This window comes from Microbacterium sp. Soil_C_42, assembly GCF_057656735.1.
Genome location: NZ_JBDGJU010000035.1, coordinates 1 through 16,033, shown reverse-complemented (window position 1 = coordinate 16,033; position 16,033 = coordinate 1). Strand labels below are relative to the sequence as shown.

The window sequence follows — 16,033 nt, the reverse complement described above, 5'->3', positions numbered from 1 at the left end:
TCAGCCGAAGATGCTCGCGACGACGGCCGCCGTGTAACCGGCGGGCGCGAGGCCCGAGTACTGCGTGTCGATGAGGATGTCGTCGCGCCAGAACAGCGTGCGCCCGTCGGTGACCGGGTACGTCTCGTTCGGCCAGGTCTTCTCGCAGCGCGTGCCGCCATCGGGGGTGTAGCAGGTGTAGCCCTCGTCGGTGACGAGCGTGTTGAGCATGTCGAGCGCCGGCCCGCGCGACATGTACGAGATCGTGGTGACCAGCCCGGTCGTGTCGGCGGCGGGGTCGCGCCACACGCACACCAGGGCCCCGTCGGCCTGCGGTCCCGATGCGCCGAAGGCGGGGTCGTTGAGCGGCACGCCCTCGAGGCTCGTGAGCACGTCGGCGGTCAGGATCGCGCGGCAGTCATCGGGGATCTCCGCGCTCGCCGTAGGCGACGGCGTCGGCGTGGGCGTCGCCGATCCGGACGCCGACGTGGACGGTGTGGGCGTGAAGGTGAGTCCGCCCCCCGAAGGCGCGTCGGGTGCGCACGCCGTCAAGGCGGCGAGTGCGAAGAGGGTGGATGCCGCGACCGCGGCGACCCGGAACGCCCGTGGTGCCATGGGCTCAGGGTAGTGGTCGGGCGCGGATTCCTCCGGCACGCCTCCGTCGTGTGCGCGGAACCGCGGGCTACTCTGCCTCTGCGGGGATGAGCCCTGCGTGAGGAGTGCCTGCGATGAGTGACCCCAAGTCGTCCTACGGCGAGCCCGTCGACGAGCCCAACGGCGTCGACGACGTCGTCGGCCGTGCGAACGAAGGTCTCGCCGACGCAGAGGCCGCCAAGCGCGACGCGGTCGGCAGCGAGACTCCCGCCGCGGAGAGCCCCGCCGACGCCGACCAGGCGCCTGGCACCCCCGACTCCACTTCGAGCGCCGCCGAGGCGCCGTCGACCGCCGCCGAGGCGCCGGCCGCCGCCGAGCCCGATCCGTGGGACTCGCCGGAGGCCGCCTCGTTGGACTACACCTCGTCCGCCACGCCCGCTCGTGCCGCCGACGACTCGCCCACCGTCGTGGTCCCGCCGGCCGTGACGCCGAGCGAGCCCATCGTCGCCGAGCCCGCGGTCGTCGCTGCGGCCGCGGCCCCGCAGCCGATCTTCGTGCAGGCGCCCGAGGCTCCGCGTCCGCGCGGCAACCGCGCCGCCGCCGGGGCCATCGGCCTGCTCGCCGCCGTCGCGTTCGCCGTGCTCTACCTCGCGGTCTGGCTCGGCGTCGACGCGATCAAGGGCGACGTCACCGGCGCGAACGTCGGCACGACCGCCCTCGAGGCGCTGGCGACCTGGTCGCTCTGGGTGCCCGTGGTGGTGTTCTTCCTCGGCTTCTGGCTGCTCGGCGCCATCATCAACCGCGGCCGCTGGGGCCACTGGGTGGTCTTCGGCATCCTCGTGGGCGTCGCCGCGTACGGCGGACACATCCTGGGCGCACTGTTCCAGGCCCCGTTCTGGAACCTCACCGCCAGCGCGGGCGCCGAGCTCATCGAGGCGGAGTTGCTGACGCCGCTCGCGATCGCGGCGTTCATCATCGGCCGCGAGCTCACGATCTGGTTCGGTGCATGGGCCGCCGCGCGGGCGAAGCGCGTCACCGAGCTCAACATCGAGGCGCAGCGCGAGTACGAGCGCACGCTCGAGGCCGGCCCGCAGCTCGTCCGCGCGTAGGCCCCGTCCGCGTCGGCGCCCGCCGACGTAGGCTTGCGGCATGGCCGCTGACGGTTCGGACGGGCCGTCGCAGGGACCTGTGCGACCGCTTGTCGCCCTGGCCTTCGCGACGATGGGCTTCGTCGCGCTCCTCATCTTCGGACTCGGCATGACCAGTCTGGCGACGGGGGAGGACGTCATCGCGAGCCCCGGCCTCGGACAGGCCCCCGGGATCGCCGGCGTCGTGTGCGCGACACTCGCGTTCGCCGGCGGCCTGTGGGCCGCGATCGCACGCGCCTCGACCCCGACGGATGCTGCGGCCCCGACGGGCGGCGCCGCACCGGCTGCCGCGGGCCCGGGGCCGAGCGCCGGCGCCGGGGAGAGGCATCCGTCGTACTGGGGCGCCGCGTGGACGACCGCCGCGACCTTCCTCGCGTACCTCGGGGGAGTGTGGTTCGGCGCCGTGTTCACCGGCGCCGATCTCGGCGTCGCGACGGCCGTCGTCGGCCGCCTCGCGACCACGTGGTTCGGGTTCGTCGTCGCCGCGGTGGCGTTCGTGTCGTCGTGGGCGGGCATCGCGCTCGTGCGCACCCGTGCCCGCCGCCCGAGATGGCCGTGGGAGGACGAGTTCGACGAGTGATCCGGCAGCCCGGGGCGCCGCGAACACCCTTCATCGCAGCATCCGATTCCGGGAAGTCCGGACTTCGCCGGACTCAGTGCTCCCCCTCACGCGATGTCCGGACTTCGCAGGTTCGCGGCGTCGGCCGGGCAACGGCGCGGTCCGGACTTCGCAGGTCTTCGCGCGGCGAGCGCTGTGAGGTCCGGACCTCACAGGAGAGGGAACAGGGCAGGCGACCACGGAAATCCGCGCGGGCGCAGGGTCCGGGCACTAGCGTGGAACGCGTGGAGCGGTCGCTCGAGACCCAGGTCAGCCAGGCGGTGGACGCCTGGCTCGCGTGGGTGCCCCGCTGGGAGCCCGCGACGCACCACGGGCGGATCGCCCCCTGCCGCCGCTGCTTCGGGTCGCCCGTGCTCTCGGCCGCGGGCCTCGGCGCCGACGTGCCGCACGGTGTGCAGCACGGGCTGTCGACCCGCATCAAGACGATCGTCGACCGCTCGGTCGCCGAGTACACGGCGCTGAACCTGCCGATGCTGCAGGCCGAGCTCGATCAGCAGGCCGCCCGCAATCGCGCGCGCGCCTACCGCCCCGGCGAAGGACTCGATCCCGAGTTCGAGGGTCTGCCGATGGACCCCGATCCAGTGCCCGGCGCCCCGTTCCTGTTCACGATCGCGGGGCTCGCCGAGGAGGCCGACGCGCATGTGCCGGCGCTGCCCCCGCTGAGCGAGGAGGCCAAGGCGGCACTGCGCCAGGAGGTCGGGCTCGCCGACGACTACGCGAACATGGTCGGCCGCGAGGTGTGCACGATCCTGCTCCACCATCGCCTGCGCATCCAGGCCGCGGTGACCGAGTACGTCGAGCCCCAGATCGAGGCGATGCTCGCCGATCTCACGAAGTCGCTCGACGCACCGTTCGACCCCCACGACCCCGGCGAGGCTCCGCGGCTAGACTGACGCCGGCCCCGTCTCTGCGGCCGGTCCGGTGCCGGCCCGCCGCACGCGCTCCCACTGTCCACATCCTGCTCGCGATGCGGGTTCTCGGGAGGCGGGTTTTGTTAGCATGACCGGGTTTGTTGTCGCTCCGGCGACATGGGTCTGACGGTATCGGACGGCGGGGAGGTGTGCGGGTGGCTGCACGGCTTCCTTCGGCGCCTCCGATCCTCCCCGGGCTCGCCTATATCCGCCCGCTGGGTTCCGGCGGCTTCGCGGACGTCTTCCTCTACGAGCAGGACATGCCTCGCCGCAATGTCGCGGTGAAGGTCATGCCGAGCGACGTGCGCGACCCGGAGCTGCGGCGCATGTTCAACGCCGAGGCCGACGTGCTCGCGCACCTGTCCGCCCATCCCTCGATCGTGACGGTCTATCAGGCGAGCATCTCCGCCGACGGCCGCCCGTACATCGTCATGGAGTACTGCCCGGGCTCGCTCGCGCAGCGGTACCGGGTCGAGCGCGTCCCCGTCGACGAGGTCCTCGCCATCGGCGTGCGCATGGCCAGCGCGCTCGAGTCCGCGCACCGCGCCGGACTCATCCACCGGGACGTCAAGCCGAGCAACATCCTCATCACCACCTTCGGCACACCCGTGCTCGCCGACTTCGGCATCTCGGCCTCGCTGCAGCGCAAGAGCGGCGGCGAGGTGCTCGCGATGTCGATCCCGTGGAGCGCTCCCGAGGTCGTCGCCGAACAGACCAGCGGCACCGTGACGAGCGAGGTGTGGAGCCTGGGCGCCACGGTCTACTCGCTCCTCGCGGGCCACAGCCCCTTCGAGCGCCGCGAGCGCGGGCAGAACACCAAGGAGCTGCTGCGCAAGCGGATCGCGCGCGCCACCTACGTCGAGATCCCGCGGGCCGACGTCCCGGCGTCGCTGCAGGCCGTGCTGGCGACCGCGATGAGCCGCGACCCCGGTCGCCGGTACGACTCGGCCCGGGCGTTCGGCGAGGCGCTGCGCGACGTGCAGTCGGGGCTCGGCCTCTCGCCGACACCGCTCGAGATCCCCGATGCGCAGTGGTCCCCGGCATCCGCCCCCGTCGATTTCGGGGACTCGGCGCTGCGAGGACCCGCGCGCTCGCACGTGGAGCGCGACCTCACCCGCAAGACGCGCTCCGGGACGGGTGTCGCACAGCTCGCCCGCGACGAGGACACCGAGATCTCGGCGCCCGCCCGTCGGCGCGGTCACGTCGTGCTGCCCTGGGCCATCGGCATCGGAGCGGGGATCGTCGCCGGCGCCGGCGCGGTCGTCGTGGCGCTGATGGCGGCGGGGGTGCTCTGATGCGACGCGGCACCGTCGCCGGCATCGTCGCCGCCGGCGCGGTGGTGGCCACCGTCATCGGCGTCAGCATCGTGTGGCCGGGGCTCGACGCGCAGGAGACCCCCGACGTCGACACCGCGGTCTGGGCGCTGCAGACGGGCGACGGCCGCCGCTACGCGCGGGTGAACACCTCGGTCGGCGAGCTCGACACGGTGCGCAGCATCAGCAACCCCGACCAGGTGGTGCAGACGGGGGATGCCGCGTACCTCTTCAGCGACAGCTACTCGACGCTCACGCGCATCGACGCCGCGATGCCCGCCGATCTGGACGAGGAGGCGCTGCAGTCCTCGCAGAAGACCCCGTCCGGCACGACCGAGGCCGTGACCGCCGGAGACTGGGTCGCCTACCTCACCGACTCGGGCGCCGTCTTCGCGGGACGCCTTTCGAGCGGCACCTCGTCGCAGCTCGATCCGTTCGGCGCGGACGACGAGAACGCCCCGCAGTACACCGCCGAGGCGATCGCCGTCGACGAGCGCGGCATGCTGTTCGCGTACTCGAGCGCCGACGCTTCGGTGCTGCGCTACGACATCGGCGAGAGCCAGGTGCGCGCGCGCGACGCGTTCGACCAGAGCGGCATCGACACGCCGGCCATCACGGCGGCGGGCGACACGTGGGCGGTGGTCGACACCGAAGACGGCGAGGTATGGCTTCGCGGGCAGGATGCCGCCGCCCAGTCGCCGACGACGGGTGCGGTGGTCGTCGGCGCACCGGACGCGCAGGGCACCGCCGTCTATCTCGCCGACGAGACCGGGCTGGTTGAGGTGCCGGCCGACGGGTCGGCCATGCTGACCCCGGTCGGAGACGGTGCAGGAACGGTGCTCGGCACACCCGCGCAGCCGGTCGCGCACGGCGGCGAGACCTACGCGGCATGGCTCGGCCAGGGCGACGCGGGCGGTCTGCTGTGGCGCTCGAGCGGCGCCACCGCGCGGCTCGGCTACGGTGACGAGACGATGGGCGACCAGCAGCGCCCCGTATTCGTCTCGAGCGACTCCGCGGTCATCCTCAACGACACCCGCTCGGGGTGGGCCTGGTCGGTGCCCGACGGCGCGCTGATCCCGTCGAGCCAGGACTGGAGCCTCGACGACCGCACCGACCCCGACGCCGTTCCCAGCGAAGAGCAGCTGCAGGTCGTGCTCGATCCCAAGCCGCCGATCGCCGAACCCGACGCGTTCGGCGTGCGTGCGGGCGCCCTCGCCTCGCTGCCGGTGCTCATGAACGACCACGACCCGAACGAGGACGTCCTCACGATCGACCCGGCGTCGATCACCGGGCTCGACCCCGCGTTCGGAACCGTGTCGGCGACCGACGACGACCAGCGCCTCGCCCTCCGGGTGCAGCCCGGCGCGACGGGATCGGCGACCTTCTCGTATGCGGTCACCGACGGCACCAGCGAGAACGGCCTGAAGTCCGACCCGACCTCGGTCACGGTGACGGTGGCGGACGACGCCGCCGACTCGGCGCCGCAATGGTGCGGCGTCGAGCGATGCCTGGTCGAATGGCCCGAACCGGAGGTCGCCCGGGGCGGCACGGTGACGGTGCCCGTGCTGCCGGGTTGGGTCGACCCGGAGGGCGACCCCCTGCTGCTCCTGTCGGTCCAGAACAAGAGCGGCGTCGGCAGCGTCGCGGCGACGCCCGGCGGCGACGTCGTCTATCAGCACGACGATGCCGGCGACGGCGGAGAGCAGCTCGTCGAGCTGGAGGTGACGGTCGCCGACACCCAGGGCGAGACGACCGCGAAGCCGCTCACGATCACGGTGTCGCCGCAGCCTCAGCTCGCGGCGCAGTCGTTCGCCGTGACCGACACCGTCGCCTCCGGGATCACCGTCGACGTCGCCGAGCACGTCACGGGCACCGCGGGCACCCTGTCGCTGGAATCGGTGCGGGTGCTCGACGATGCCGCGGCCACTGCGACGGCCGTCAGCGGCTCGACCTCGTTCGACTTCGCGGCGAAGAGTCCGGGCACGTTCCGCGTCGACTTCACGGTGACCGACGGCGTGAGCGAGGCGAGCGCCACGGCCCGCATCACCCTGCTGCCTGCCGACGCGCCGGCGCAGCTGGCCACGTCGCCGGTGGTCGCGTTCGTGCACCCTCAGCAGGACGCGACGCTCGAGATCTTCGACGCGGTCTCGAACCCGACACGTCGCGTGCTGCTGTTGAGCGACGTCGTCGGGCGGGCGGACGACGGCGCCACGCTGTCGGTCGACGGCGTCGGCCAGAACCACCTCCGTGTGTCGGGGACCACCGCCGACGGCGCCGCCGGACGACTCGGCACCGTCTCGTACGTGGTGAGCGACGGCACGGAGGACGCGGGCGCGAGCGTCGAGGGAGAGGCGACGGTGTACCTGCTGCCCCCCGCGCCGGAGCTCGCGCCGATCGCCGTCGACGATGCCGTGATGGTGCGCGCCGGCGCCCAGATCGACATCCCGGTGACGGGCAACGACATCTCGCCCGCCGGCGGCAGGCCGACGCTGAACCCGGCCTCGGTGCGCTCGTCGTCGGAGGGCGCGCTCGCGTTCGCGTCGGGCGACCTGCTGCGCTACCTCGCCCCCGACGAGCCCGGGCAGTACGCGATCGAGTACTCCGTGTTCACGACGGGCGCCCCGGCGCTCGCCGACACCGCGACGGTGCGGGTGACGGTGATCGACGCGGAGGCGAACCGCGCCCCCACCGCCGACACGCTCGAGGGGCGCGTGCTCAGCGGCCAGTCGACCCTCCTCGAGTTCGACGACTTCGGCGCCGACCCCGACGGCGACGTCGTGACCCTCGACCGGATCGTCGAGCAGCCCGCCCGGGGCGCCGCCACCATCACGGCCGACGGCGGATCGATCATGTACACCAGCGTGCCCGGCGACAGCGGCCAGGTGTCGTTCCGCTACCGCGTCGTCGACGCGTTCGGTGCGACCGCCGACGGGACGGTGCGCATCGGCGTGCTCGACAGCCAGGCCAACCCGAGTCCGGTCACGTTCACCGACTACGTGCAGGTGCAGGCAGGTGCGGGCAACACGATCCGCGTCAGCCCGCTCGCCAACGACGTCGACCCGACCTTGGGCGAGCTGCGGGTCACCGGCATCCGCCCCGACGTCCCGGCGACGCTCGTGGACGGCAGCGACAATCCCGAGTTCGCACGGCTGGACGAACAGATCGTGGGCGCGGACGACACCACGGTCCGGATCGCGGCGGGGGACGAGCCCGCGACGATGTCGTATCTCTATGACGTCGAGTCCTCGTCGGGGAACACGGGACGCGGCCTCATCGTGGTGCGCGTGGTACGCGAGAACGTCCCCGACTTCCCGGTCGTCGCCGACACCAACCTCACCGTCGAGACCCGTGAGGACTTCCCCCGAGGAGTCGACGTGCTCGGCGGCAAGGTCACCTGGTCGGGCGGCGACGTCGACGACCTCGAGCTGTCACTGTGGGGCGATCCGGACGGCGTCTCGGTGCGAGGCTCGCAGCTGCGGGGCGAACTGCCCGAGACCACGCGGCTGATCCCGTTCGCGGTCACCGGTGAGGGCACCGCCGGCGAGGTGACGTCGTACGGCTTCCTCCGCGTTCCGGGCGAGAACGACCTGGCGCTGACGCTGCGCGCGAACGCCGCCCCGCCCGAGGTCACAGAGCTCGAGTCCACCACCTTCGACATGGCGGACCTCGTCGCGCGCCCCCGGGGCGCGGTGGTCGAGCTCGGAGAGGACGTGCGGGCATCGGGCGCTCGTCCTGAGGCCTCCTGCACCGTCGAGTCGGGCACCGTCGTGCGCTACGACGCGGGGTCGGGTGCACCGTGGGTCGACGCCTGCCAGGTCCCCGTGCGCCTGACCGGCCAGGAGGACTGGACCTACCTTTCGGTGCCGATCGTGGTGCTGCCGCGCGACCCGCAGCCCGAGCTCCGGCCGGGATCCATCACGGTCGGGCCCGGTGAGAGCGCGACCTTCGACCTCCAGAACATGACCACGTGGCAGCTGCGCCCGGACTGGGACGGGATCGTCTACGCGACCGAGCACGCCGGCACTGCGTTCGAGGTCACGCAGGAGGGCTCCATCGTGACCGTGACCGGGGCGGACCGTGCCGTCCCGGGCTCCGAGGAGGCGGTGCTCGTCTCCGTCACGAGCCACCCCTCGGTACCCCCTGCGCGGCTCATCCTCCGCGTCGGCGCCGCTCCGTCGACGCTTCCGCAGGGCGGCTCGGTCGTGCAGCAGTGCTCGCAGGGCGGAGGGTCGTCGTGCACGATCCCGGTGATCGGCGCGGGCGGCGAGGTCAACCCGCTGCCCCGCACTCCGCTCGAGGTCGTCGGCGTGCGTCCGACGGGCGCGTGCGCCGGGGTGGGCTTCCAGGTGGCGTCGGCGACGTCGATCACGGCGACGTGGACGACGGATGCCCCGGGTGCGACGTGCACCGCCACCTTCTCGGTGCGCGACGCCCAGGGCCGCGTGACGAACGCCGAGCGCGACGGCCGCGTGCTCCTCGACCTGCTCGGGTTCCCGAAGGCACCCGCGAGTATCACCCAGACCGCATATGCCGATGGATCGGTGACGATGAGGATCGATCCGGGCGAGGCCCGGCTGGCGTACCCCGCGCTCACCGGCTTCGTCATCCGCTCCGGCGGGCAGGAGGTGGCGCGGTGCGCCGCGGACGGCGTGTGCCCCGCGGTCCCCGCACCGAACGGCGAGCAGCGCACCTACGACGCCTGGGCCGTCAACGCCGTCGGCGAGTCGAAGGCGGGCGTGCGCACCGTCGCGTGGGCATACGACGCGCCGCTCCCGCCGACCAGCGTGATCGCCGCCCCGGTCCCCACCGGTGACGGTGCGGGCGGCATCGTGTCGCTGGTCATCGACGGCATCGAGGCCGGTGAGACCGGCAGCCTCGAGATCGCGAGCCCCGCCGGCGAGACGGTTCGGGTGCCGGTGAGCCGCAACCAGACCCGCGTCGAGGTGCCGTGGTTCCGCGTGGGCAGCAACACCGGCACGATCGTGACCATCACCCCCTACTCGCGCTTCGACCTGCCGCCCGGGCTGGGCGGCAGCGCGTCGGGTGGCGCCGCGACCGTCCAGACCAACGGCATCGGCAGCCCGCTGTCGCCGCAGCTGACTCTCAGCTCGGTGTCGAACGGCGACGGCACGGCGACGGTGACCGCGCGCGCCTCCGCGCAGCGCAACGGCGACGGCTCGGCACTGCGCTACGGCATCGTGCAGGACGGCCAGCGCTGCACGGTGACCGAGGACGGCGCGACGGCGACCTTCCCCGGCCTCACGGACGGCGAGGAGTACACGTTCCGGGCGTGCGTCGAGTCGTGGGACGACGGCGCGTCGTTCGGCCGCGCCGAGATCACCCAGAGCGTGCGCGCCTTCCAGTCCGGCAGGGCGCCGCAGGGCTGGACGTTCGTCGTCGACGGCACGCCGAGCGTCCAGTCGCAGCGCGCCGACTGGGTGATCCGCCAGAACCCGACTTCGGCCGAGCGGCTCCCCAACCGCAATCACGCCGAGTTCCAGGGCTGGGACCCCGGCAGCACGGTCTTCGGCCAGGACCCCGGCATCCAGGTGCGCTACGTGCACGACTTCTGGGGCACGGCCACGGCGTGGTCGACGGTGACGCCGCGCGCGGACAGCGCCCCGTACCAGGTTCAGGCCAACTGGACCGTCACCTCGTGCGTGGGGGGAAGCCCGCTCACGTACCGCGGTCAGTCCTCGAACGCGCCGAACGGCTCATCGGCGGCGTTCACGTTCGGCAATGCCGGCCTGCGGTACTACGACAAGCAGGACCGCCTCCTCACGCACAACGCCGGCACGTGGGACGTGCCGCAGGGCGCGGTCCGCGTCGAGGGCATCTCGGTGTCTGTGAACTGGGACTCCCAGGGCTGGGGCCTCGCCCCCGCGAGCACCGAGTTCTCGGCGATCTGCCAGCCCGGCAACCCGGAACCGCCGCCCACACCCTGAGCGGCAGCATCCGCTCTCTCCCCGATCTTCCCCACACGACGAAGGACGACACCGCATGACGATCACGCAGGAGCAGGCCGACTGGTTCGCGCAGACGTTCGGGCAGATTGCCGACAACGTCGAGCGCGCCGTCCTCGGCAAGCGCCACGTCGTCGAGCTCGTGCTCACCGCGATGCTCAGCGACGGGCACGTGCTCCTCGAGGACGTGCCGGGGACCGGCAAGACGTCGCTGGCGCGGGCGATGGCGCAGTCGGTGCAGGGCACGAACACGCGCATCCAGTTCACGCCGGACCTGCTGCCGAGCGACATCACGGGGCTCAGCGTCTACGACCAGAAGGAGGGCGTGTTCGAGTTCCACGCCGGCCCGATCTTCGCGAACATCGTGCTCGCCGACGAGATCAACCGCGCGAGTCCGAAGACGCAGTCCGCCCTCCTCGAGGTGATGGAGGAGGGGCGCGTCACGATCGACGGCGTCTCGCGGGAGGCGGGCGTGCCGTTCCTCGTGCTCGCGACGCAGAACCCCGTCGAGCAGGCGGGCACCTACCGTCTGCCCGAGGCGCAGCTCGACCGCTTCATGATGCGAACGTCGCTGGGCTACCCCGACCATGCGGCGACCGTCCGCATCCTCGACGGGGCGGCCGTCTCGACCGCCGAGCTCACGCCGATCATCACGCCGCAGGCGCTGGTCGGCATGGCCGACCTCGCCGCCGATGTCTACGTCGACGCGCTCGTGCTCGACTACATCGCCCGCCTGGTCGACAGCACGCGTACGGCCGACGAGGTGCGCCTGGGTGTCAGCATCCGCGGCGCGCTCGCCCTGACGCGCGCCGTCCGCACGCGGGCCGCGTCGCAGGGCCGCACCTACGCGACGCCCGACGACGTCAAGACGCTCGCCGTGCCCGTGCTGTCGCACCGCCTGATCCTGCACCCCGAAGCCGAGTTCGACGGCGTCACCCCCGAGACCGTGGTCGGGCAGGTGCTGCTCGACGTGGCACCGCCCTCGAGGCGCGAAGCGGTATGACGAGCCCCGAGCGCCGCGGCGGCGCCACCGGGGCGGTGGAGCCGCGCATCACGCGCACCGTCCAGTCCACCGGCACGACCGGCCGCACGCACGTGACCGCCACGGCCACGAGCGTCGGCGAGTCGCGCCGCGGACGCGCCTTCGTGCGCGCCGCCGTGTGGTGGACCGGCGCGTGGCGGGCGGCGGGCTCGGGCATCACGACCGCGGCCGAGTGGGCCGCTCAGACCATCCGGCCGGCGGGAGCCCTGGTGGCCCTTGCGGCGACCGTGGGACTCGTCCTCGGGATCGTCTTCGGCTGGGTGGAGTTCATGGTCGCGGGCGCGGCATCCGTCGTGCTCATCGTCGCCGCCGTGCCCTTCCTGTTCGGCGCGCGCGCGTACGACGTCGACCTTTCGCTGACGCACGAGCGGATCGTGGCCGGCGAGGGCGTCACCGGCCGCATCGACGTGCGCAACGACGGCCACCGCACCGCGTTGCCGGGCCGCATCGACATCCCGGTCGGGGCCGGCCTCGTCGAGTTCGGCGTGCCGCTGCTGCGACCTGGGAACGCCGTCGAGCAGCCGCTGGACATCCCCGGCCTCCCGCGCGGCATCGTCCGGGTCGGTCCGGCGACCACGGTGCGCAGCGACCCGATCGGGATGCTGCGCCGCGAGCACGCGTTCCACGACGTGCACGACCTGTACGTCCACCCCCGCACGGCCGCGCTCCCGTCCACGAGCGCGGGGCTCATCCGCGACCTCGAGGGCGCTCCGACGCGCCGGCTGGTCGACGCCGACATGTCGTTCCACGCCATCCGCGAGTACGCTCCCGGCGATTCGCGCCGCCAGATCCATTGGCGGTCGACGGCCAAGACCGGGCGGCTGATGGTGCGTCAGTACGAGGAGTCGCGGCGCTCGCGCATGGCGGTGGTCCTCGCGGTCGCCGCAGCCGAGTACGCGGACGCCGACGAATTCGAGCTTGCCGTGTCGTGCGCGGCGTCGCTGGGCCTGCGCGCCGTCCACGACGCACGCGACGTGCAGATCGTGACCGGCTCCGAGATCCCGCGCGTGGTGCGCGGGCGACTGCGCGCGATCCGGCACATCCCCGCCGCGGCGCCGCGCCCCATGCTCGACGGCTTCAGCGGCGTCGAGCTGCTCGAGAGCACGATGCCCGTCGGCGAGGTGTGCCGCCTGGCCGCGGAGTCGGGCGAACGGCTGTCGATCGCGTTCGTCGTGGTCGGCTCGCGCGTGCCGCTGACGAGGCTGCAGCAGGCTGCCCTCGCGTTCCCGGCCGACACCGCGGTGGTCGGCCTCATCTGCGACGAGCGCGCGCACCCGCGCATGCAGCCGCTGTCGGGCACGACGGTGCTCACCGTCGGGACTCTCGAAGACCTCTCGGGCCTGCTGCTGCGGGGAGCGACATCGTGAGCGGGCCGATCCCCGTGATGGAGCGGATGGATGCCGCGCCCCGCGGCGCGTCCGACGCCATCGGCGTGCGCGCGCCCCGGTTCGTCGCCCGCGTGGGGGTCGGCGCCGGGTTCGCCGCGGTGATCGCCGTCGTCGCGGCCGTCGCCGCGTGGCCGATCTACCGCTCGGGCACCTTCGCGCTGCTCGTGCTGGTCGGCACCCTGGTCGGCGCCGGGATCGCCGCCGTCGTGTGGTGGCGCCGCTGGAGCGGCTGGACCGCGGCCGGTGCGCTGGCGCTCGCGGTGCTGATCCTCGGCGTGCCGCTCGCGGTGCCCTCGCGCCTGGGCGCGCCCGAAGACTTCGTGCGGGGCCTGGGCGAGCTGGCCACCGGCCTGGTGCTCGGCTGGAAGGACCTCGTCACGGTCGAGCTTCCGGTGGGCTCGTACCGCAACCTGCTCGTCCCGGCGCTGGTCGTGTTCCTCATCGGAACCTGCACCGTCTTGCTGCTGGCCTGGCGGGAGGATCGCGCGGCCTACGCCGCGGTTCCGGTGGCGCTCGGGATGGTGACCTTCGGGCTCTTCTTCGGCCGTGCGACCGTGAGCTCGCCGCTCGCGGTCGGCCCCGTGTTCCTCTACGCGCCCGTCGAGACCGCGGTCGGCGTCTCGGCCCTCGTGACGTGTCTGCTGTGGCTGGCGTGGCGCACCCACGACGAGCGCGTCCGCGCACTGCAGCGGGCCGCGGCATCCAGCGGCGTCCGCATCTCTCGCCGCCCCTCCGCGGCCGACCGTCGTCGCACCGCGCTCGGTGCCGGCATGGTCGCGGTCGCCCTCGTGGTCGCGGTGGCGGTCGTGCCGTTCGCCGCGCGCGGCGTGGAACGCGAGGTGCTGCGCTCGGCCGTCGGCCCCGACATCGACCTGTCGGCCGAGGTGAGTCCGCTCTCGCAGTACCGCGCGCTGTTCGTCGACGCCCGCGCCGACGAGGTGCTGTTCACGGTCGAGCCGGTGGTGACCGACGGCGTCGTCGGTGCGCTTCCCGAGCGCGTGCGCCTCGCGACCCTCGACGCCTACGACGGCGAGGTCTTCCGGTCGGGCGGCGAGGGCGCCGTCGACGCCGGCCGGTTCGTCCGCGTGCCGTCGGCCCTCGACGCCGGCGAGGGCACCGAGGTCGCGGCGCGGATCGAGATCGACGCGTGGGACGGGATCTGGATGCCGACCGCCGGCCGACTCGAGGCGGTGGCGTTCGACGGCGACCGCTCCGCCTCGCTGGCGGACCGGTTCTACTACAACGCGTCGGCCTCGGCCGGGGTGCAGACCGCCGGGGGAGGGTTCGAATCCGGCGACGCGTTCGTCGTGCGCGGCATCGAGCCCGAGGCTCCGGAACTCGACGAGCTCGACGCGCCGGGGAACCCGGGCGGTGTGGCCGCCCCCGACAGCCTCCGGACGTGGATGGACGAGCACGCGGTCGGCTCGGCCGGCTCGGCCCTCGCGGGCCTGGTCGCGCTGCTGCGCGAGCGCGGTTACCTCAGCCACGGCCTCGACGAGGGGGTGCAGGAGCCGGCCTGGGCGGCGGCCCTGCCCGACTACGCGTTCCAGCCCAGCGCCTCGGGCCACTCGCTCGCCCGCGTCGACACGATGTTCGCGCGCCTGCTCGAGCGTGAGACCGATCAGAGGGCCGTGGCATCCGGCAACTACGTCGCGGCGATCGGGGACGACGAGCAGTTCGCCGTCGCGGCGGCGCTGATGGCACGCGAGCTCGGCTTCCCGTCGCGGGTGGTGCTGGGAGCGCGACTGTCCGCGGCGGAGCCCGATCTCGCGACGTGCGACGAGGGAGCCTGCCACGCGCAGGACCTCACGGCGTGGACCGAGGTGCAGTCGGCGGCGGGCGAGTGGGTCGCGGTCGACGTGACCCCGCAGCATGCGCAGTCGCCGAGCCTCGACACGACCGAGCAGCGCGACCCCGAGAACGTCACCGAGGTGCGCCCCGATTCGGTGGAGGAAGTCGTGCCGCCGGACCCCACGCAGGAGGACTCCGCCGCCGATCGCCCGGCCGACGAGGACGCCGGCGCCGACCTGGCGTGGCTGTGGCCGATGCTGCGGATCGGCGGCATCGTGCTCCTGGTGCTCGTGCTCGCGCTCGGGCCCTTCCTCATCGTGATCGGCACGAAGGCCGCCCGCCGCCGCTCCCGCCGGCACACCGGCACACCGGCGAGCCGCATCGCGGGCGGCTGGGACGAGTACGTCGACGCAGCGCTCGACAGCGGGCGCGCGGCATCCCGGACCGCCACCCGCAGCGAGCTCGCCGCAGCGTTCGCGACGCCCGCGGGGGCGGCGCTCGCACGAGACGCCGACCGCGCCGTGTTCTCGCACGCGGACCACTCGGCCGACGCCGCGCGGCGCTACTGGGAGATCGTCGACGGGGAGCGACGCGTTCTGCGCCGGGAACGAGGTTTCTGGCGCGGGGCGCTTGCGACCGTATCGTTGAGATCGTTGTTCCGTCCGACGGCGCCCGAACCGGGTGGCCGCACGCGATTCTCCGAGAGGGGGAGACGACGGGCCGAGCCCGTGCGTCCTACGCCATGAACGCCACAGATGCCACTGCAGCCGTCTTCGGCACGCTGATCAGCCTGCTGCTGTTCGCGGGTCTCTACGTCTGGACCGCGCTCGCACTGTCGGCGGTGTTCCGCAAGTCGGGCGTCGAGGCCTGGAAGGCGTGGGTGCCGGTCCTCAACACCATCGTGCTCCTGCAGCTCGCGGGACTCTCCCCGTGGCTGGTCGTCCTCGCGTTCGTCCCGTTCGTCGGCGTCGTGTTCCTGGTGGTCTGGGCGATCGCGCTGTACCGCGTCAACGTCGCCTTCGGCTTCGGTGCCGGCATGACCGTCCTCGGCTTCCTGCTGTTCCCGGTCTGGGCGTCGATCGTCGGCTGGGGGAGTGCGCGCTGGGTCGGACGCGAAACGGATGCTGCGACCGCCCGCGCGCCCTTCGGCGCCGGCGTGCGGCGCAGTCCGGGCGATACGGCGACGCTTCCTCCGCTGCCGCCGTTCCCGGCTCCTGCTGCACGGACCGAGGGGGCCGCGTCTCCTGCTGCGCCGACGGCCGTCCCGCCGCCGCCGACGAGCGCC

At 73.2% G+C, this 16,033-nt stretch carries 10 protein-coding genes; 9 read left to right on the top strand and 1 reads right to left on the bottom strand.

Translation table 11 applies throughout. The features are described from left to right. The gene (locus tag AC3A46_RS16205; protein ID WP_487666126.1) at nt 1-594 is read right to left on the bottom strand and encodes a hypothetical protein; all 594 of its coding nucleotides are present in this window, start codon (nt 592-594) and stop codon (nt 1-3) included. A gap of 113 nt (nt 595-707) precedes the next feature. Here AC3A46_RS16205 and AC3A46_RS16200 point away from each other — a divergent pair, with 113 nt between their 5' ends. From AC3A46_RS16200 to AC3A46_RS16160, 9 genes are all read left to right on the top strand, one after another. After that, complete coding sequence (locus AC3A46_RS16200) at nt 708-1,682, top strand: ABC transporter (RefSeq protein WP_487666125.1); 975 nt, start codon at nt 708-710, stop codon at nt 1,680-1,682. A 40-nt stretch (nt 1,683-1,722) separates the two neighbouring features. Then, entirely contained in the window at nt 1,723-2,301 is a 579-nt protein-coding gene (locus AC3A46_RS16195) for a hypothetical protein (protein ID WP_487666124.1), read from the top strand. A gap of 263 nt (nt 2,302-2,564) precedes the next feature. After that, nucleotides 2,565-3,233 (top strand): spermidine/putrescine ABC transporter substrate-binding protein, encoded by a 669-nt coding sequence (locus AC3A46_RS16190; RefSeq protein ID WP_487666123.1) that lies wholly within the window; start codon nt 2,565-2,567, stop codon nt 3,231-3,233. A gap of 173 nt (nt 3,234-3,406) precedes the next feature. After that, a complete protein-coding gene (locus AC3A46_RS16185) occupies nt 3,407-4,546 on the top strand; it encodes a serine/threonine-protein kinase (RefSeq protein WP_487666122.1) in 1,140 nt (379 codons plus the stop codon). Continuing rightward, on the top strand, nt 4,546-10,509 hold the full coding sequence (locus AC3A46_RS16180) for an Ig-like domain-containing protein (RefSeq protein WP_487666121.1): 5,964 nt from the start codon (nt 4,546-4,548) through the stop codon (nt 10,507-10,509). Before AC3A46_RS16185 ends, AC3A46_RS16180 begins: the two co-directional genes overlap by 1 nt. 55 nt (nt 10,510-10,564) lie before the next feature. Continuing rightward, nucleotides 10,565-11,530 (top strand): AAA family ATPase, encoded by a 966-nt coding sequence (locus AC3A46_RS16175; protein WP_487666120.1) that lies wholly within the window; start codon nt 10,565-10,567, stop codon nt 11,528-11,530. After that, on the top strand, nt 11,527-12,936 hold the full coding sequence (locus AC3A46_RS16170) for a DUF58 domain-containing protein (protein ID WP_487666119.1): 1,410 nt from the start codon (nt 11,527-11,529) through the stop codon (nt 12,934-12,936). The genes AC3A46_RS16175 and AC3A46_RS16170 overlap by 4 nt, the downstream gene beginning before the upstream one ends. Continuing rightward, nucleotides 12,933-15,494: a transglutaminaseTgpA domain-containing protein gene (locus AC3A46_RS16165; protein ID WP_487666118.1), complete on the top strand. Its 2,562-nt coding sequence runs from the start codon at nt 12,933-12,935 to the stop codon at nt 15,492-15,494. Before AC3A46_RS16170 ends, AC3A46_RS16165 begins: the two co-directional genes overlap by 4 nt. After that, the coding region (locus tag AC3A46_RS16160; RefSeq protein WP_487666117.1) for a DUF5684 domain-containing protein at nt 15,491-16,033 on the top strand (543 nt) is incomplete at its 3' end. The genes AC3A46_RS16165 and AC3A46_RS16160, both read left to right, overlap by 4 nt.

What these genes read in the sequence shown, in the direction of transcription:
- AC3A46_RS16205 (WP_487666126.1), bottom strand. Translation starts at nt 594, where the DNA reads ATGGCACCACGGGCGTTCCGGGTCGCCGCGGTCGCGGCATCCACCCTC.
- AC3A46_RS16200 (WP_487666125.1), top strand. Translation starts at nt 708, where the DNA reads ATGAGTGACCCCAAGTCGTCCTACGGCGAGCCCGTCGACGAGCCCAAC.
- AC3A46_RS16195 (WP_487666124.1), top strand. Translation starts at nt 1,723, where the DNA reads ATGGCCGCTGACGGTTCGGACGGGCCGTCGCAGGGACCTGTGCGACCG.
- AC3A46_RS16180 (WP_487666121.1), top strand. Translation starts at nt 4,546, where the DNA reads ATGCGACGCGGCACCGTCGCCGGCATCGTCGCCGCCGGCGCGGTGGTG.
- AC3A46_RS16175 (WP_487666120.1), top strand. Translation starts at nt 10,565, where the DNA reads ATGACGATCACGCAGGAGCAGGCCGACTGGTTCGCGCAGACGTTCGGG.
- AC3A46_RS16170 (WP_487666119.1), top strand. Translation starts at nt 11,527, where the DNA reads ATGACGAGCCCCGAGCGCCGCGGCGGCGCCACCGGGGCGGTGGAGCCG.